Here is a 3040-nt window from a genome sequence, read left to right on the forward strand (position 1 = left end):
CTGTGTTTTGGATGATCCGAATTATCTCATACGGCTCGTTAAGTCCGACAGGCTGCTAGTGCCTCGAAATCACCCCACAGTGTGACGCCGGCATGGTGCGGCGTCAGCTTGAACTCCAGCATGTTAATTCCCCTTTCGTTACCGATCTTCGCGGGTGTGCCACAGCCGCAGCACGTAGATGAGCGAGTCCTGAATTTCGTAGCGAATCTCATACTCCCCGACCAGAATCCGGCACACCTCGCGCGGCTCAAACTGAAACAGTTGTTCGCCAATGCGCGGATTGGTGAGCAGGTTGGTTGGAGCCTTGGCCAGCACCTGCACCACCCGTGCAGCAGCTGATCTATTTATCGGTGCCAGAAATTCGTACAAGCGCGTCAAATCGGACAGTGCCTTGCTGGTCCACTTCAGCTCCATCAGCGCGGCACCGGCAGAGGCTCGCCAGTGCTCAGGCTGTCAGCCCACGCCTGCACGGCTTGGTGGTCAATAACACGGCCGGCGTCCACGTCGGCCAGCGCTTCCTGAGTCAGACGGTCGCGCTCTTCCTCTTGGGCAATCCAACTGGAAAGCGCCTGTTTCATGATCCAACCCCGTGAGCGTTCGAGGCGGTCGGCCAGCTGGTCAACTTTCTCGGCGAGTGGGATGGGAACATGTGCGGTAAGCACGCGGGTATCAGCCTTGGGCATGATGATCTCCTTGAACTTGGCGAATGACGGCGGGCAGTTTCTCTGAGCCATCGGTATTAACGGCGATGGGTGGCAACCAGCGAAGCGAGAGCGTTTGTGCACCACGCTTGCCGACCCAGAACGAATGCCAGTGCGCCCGCCGGATATGTGGTCGAACCGTGATGCCGGAACCGCCTTCGTTCGCGCTTTCTCGATCTTGCTTGGCGGACAGGTCAAGGGCAGCCCCGATTCGGAGACCAACGTCCCAACTCATGGCTTCCTTGGCGGCAAGTAGCCGCCGTTTCGTCCCGAAGAACTTTGCTTTTGGCTCTGGCGGCGTCCAGTTGTCGATTTCTGGCTGCTCGGAGCACAGGTATAACAGCAACGACAGGATGCTGGAGACGACGTGTTCGATGATGAGCTTGGTGTCGTCGGCTATTTCCGAATATTTGCGCTTCGGCGTGCCAGTCTCACTTGCTTCCGCTTCTCCCCGCTCAAAGTGGAGACGCAGCAGGTCTGATACCGGGTGATTGCCAAGTGGTAGCGAGTAGAGGATGACGTCACGCAGAGGAGCGGGATCTTTATCGTGAGATTGCTCGTCTTGTTTCAGCAGTGCGACGATTTGCAATTCGTCCTGCTTACCCATCCGGGACAGGTATGCAAAGAACCCTTCGATGGGATACGGCATGTTCTCCGATGCAGGGGTCTCAATGTAGACCGCGTACCCCGGCATGCGCAGGAGCAAGGAACTCGGTATCTCTCCATCCAGATCGGTCTCGATCAACGCTTCGTACAGTGCGGGATGAAAGTGGTAAATGCCCTTGGTGGGTCGCCAGGAAACCAGAGCCCCGAACAAGGCCGGATGAAAGGCTTGATTGGGTTTGCTTGCGCCCTGAAGCCGATAAGAGAGCATATGGCCTTCGGCATCCGAAAAGACGCTGCCTTCACGGTGCTTACCTGCCGTCTTGAATTGGGACTGGAGATCGTCGGCCAAACTCCAGACGTTGGGATAACGCTGCTCGACAGCGCGCAGGGCATTGAGGGCTGGGTGATTTTCGTTCATCGTCAGCCTCGCTCAACAAAACTTGATCTTGCCGGAGCCGGCGACGCTATGGTCCCGGCGCGACGGATTGCCACGCACCACAATGTCGCCAGAACCCGCTACGCAGGCGCGCACTTCGGTGCGGACGAATGCCTCGATGTCACCTGAGCCTGCAATCGACAAGCTGGCGTGATCGGTAATCAACTCGCTAGCATCGACATCTCCAGAACCGGCAATCTCCACGTCCAAGTGAGCGACTTGACCGTAGGCAGTAATGTCACCTGAGCCTTCGATTTCGAGTTCCAGCCCGGCTTGCCGCAGATCGAGCAAGGTTACGTCGCCGCTCCCCTTGATCTTGATAGCCGGTGCCTCGGGCAGTGCGATGCCAACGACCACTTTGCCTTGGCTGATGCTCGTACCCATCGGTTTGTCGTTCACGATGTCACCCATTACGAACGACCCGACCGAGCCGTGGAAGGTCATGCGACTGTTACCGAAGCTGATGGTCATGCCTTCCCGCTCGATCACCAGCTTCCCGCCGTTGAAGTAGGTCTTGACCGACGCTACTGCATCCGCCGTTTCGCCGGCCACAACGAGCATCGGCTTGTCACTGCGCCGGAAAACTACATCGACCGAACCCTTGACCACGATTTTGCGGATCAGTTGGAGTGGTCGCTCTTCTTTGACGTAGTTCTCGATACGCTCCCAGGCCGAGTCATTTTGGTCGCTCGTTGCGGGTGGGCGGAAGATGTCCATCGGGCTCAATCCTTTCTGATGTAATTTAATTCTTATTAAATCATAGTGATTAAACTTGAATCAGTCAAGAAAAGTGTCAGTTTGAAATACTGTCATTTTCAGAAGGCGACTGCACCAAAAAACGCGGTTTGAAGGCTGCTGTGCAGTCGGCTCCTGACAGCTCAATATCAGGACTCATCTGCACGAAATTCGTCTATGCTCAATACTCGTGTGCACCAAACCGAGGTGAGCATGGCGACCGATACCCCACGGATTGCCGAGCAAGGCGTGGCTACCCTGTCAGATCAGGCTTGGGAGCGTGCGCGCCGTCGTGCCGAGATCATCGGGCCGTTGGCGCAGTCGGAGACGGTCGGGCATGCGGCGGCCGACGCGGCAGCCCAGGCGCTGGGCCTGTCCCGGCGGCAGGTCTATGCGCTGATCCGCCGCGCCCGGCAAGGCTCGGGGCTGGTCACTGACTTCGCTCCTGGGCAGTCAAGCGGTGGTAAAGGCAAGGGCCGCTTGCCGGATCCGGTCGAGCGCATCGATAGCGTCCGTCAAGGTGGTGTAAATTTCAGGGCCGAACTCCGGTCCGGTTTTCCAG

Annotated in this window: 5 protein-coding genes; 1 reads left to right on the plus strand and 4 read right to left on the minus strand. The window is 57.6% G+C overall.

Annotated elements, in window-relative coordinates; genetic code table 11:
* Positions 1–138 precede the first annotated feature (138 nt).
* From IE083_RS15410 to IE083_RS15425, 4 genes are read right to left on the minus strand one after another with little or no spacing between them, the layout of a single operon-like run.
* The gene (locus tag IE083_RS15410) at positions 139–414 is read right to left on the minus strand and encodes a type II toxin-antitoxin system RelE/ParE family toxin (protein ID WP_189354920.1); all 276 of its coding nucleotides are present in this window, start codon (positions 412–414) and stop codon (positions 139–141) included.
* Positions 414–683, minus strand: a complete 270-nt coding sequence (locus IE083_RS15415; protein ID WP_189354921.1) for a CopG family ribbon-helix-helix protein — start codon at positions 681–683, stop codon at positions 414–416. The genes IE083_RS15410 and IE083_RS15415 overlap by 1 nt, the downstream gene beginning before the upstream one ends.
* Positions 670–1725: an AcrVA2 family anti-CRISPR protein gene (locus IE083_RS15420; protein ID WP_189354922.1), complete on the minus strand. Its 1056-nt coding sequence runs from the start codon at positions 1723–1725 to the stop codon at positions 670–672. Before IE083_RS15420 ends, IE083_RS15415 begins: the two co-directional genes overlap by 14 nt.
* 12 nt (positions 1726–1737) lie before the next feature.
* Positions 1738–2460 (minus strand): GIN domain-containing protein, encoded by a 723-nt coding sequence (locus tag IE083_RS15425; protein WP_189354923.1) that lies wholly within the window; start codon positions 2458–2460, stop codon positions 1738–1740.
* Between the two features lie 195 nt (positions 2461–2655).
* Between IE083_RS15425 and IE083_RS15430 the strand changes: the two genes are divergently transcribed.
* A partial coding sequence (locus IE083_RS15430; protein WP_444545838.1) for a hypothetical protein occupies positions 2656–3040 on the plus strand: 385 nt, incomplete at its 3' end.

It is taken from the genome of Vogesella fluminis (assembly GCF_014652335.1).
Taxonomy (GTDB): domain Bacteria; phylum Pseudomonadota; class Gammaproteobacteria; order Burkholderiales; family Chromobacteriaceae; genus Vogesella; species Vogesella fluminis.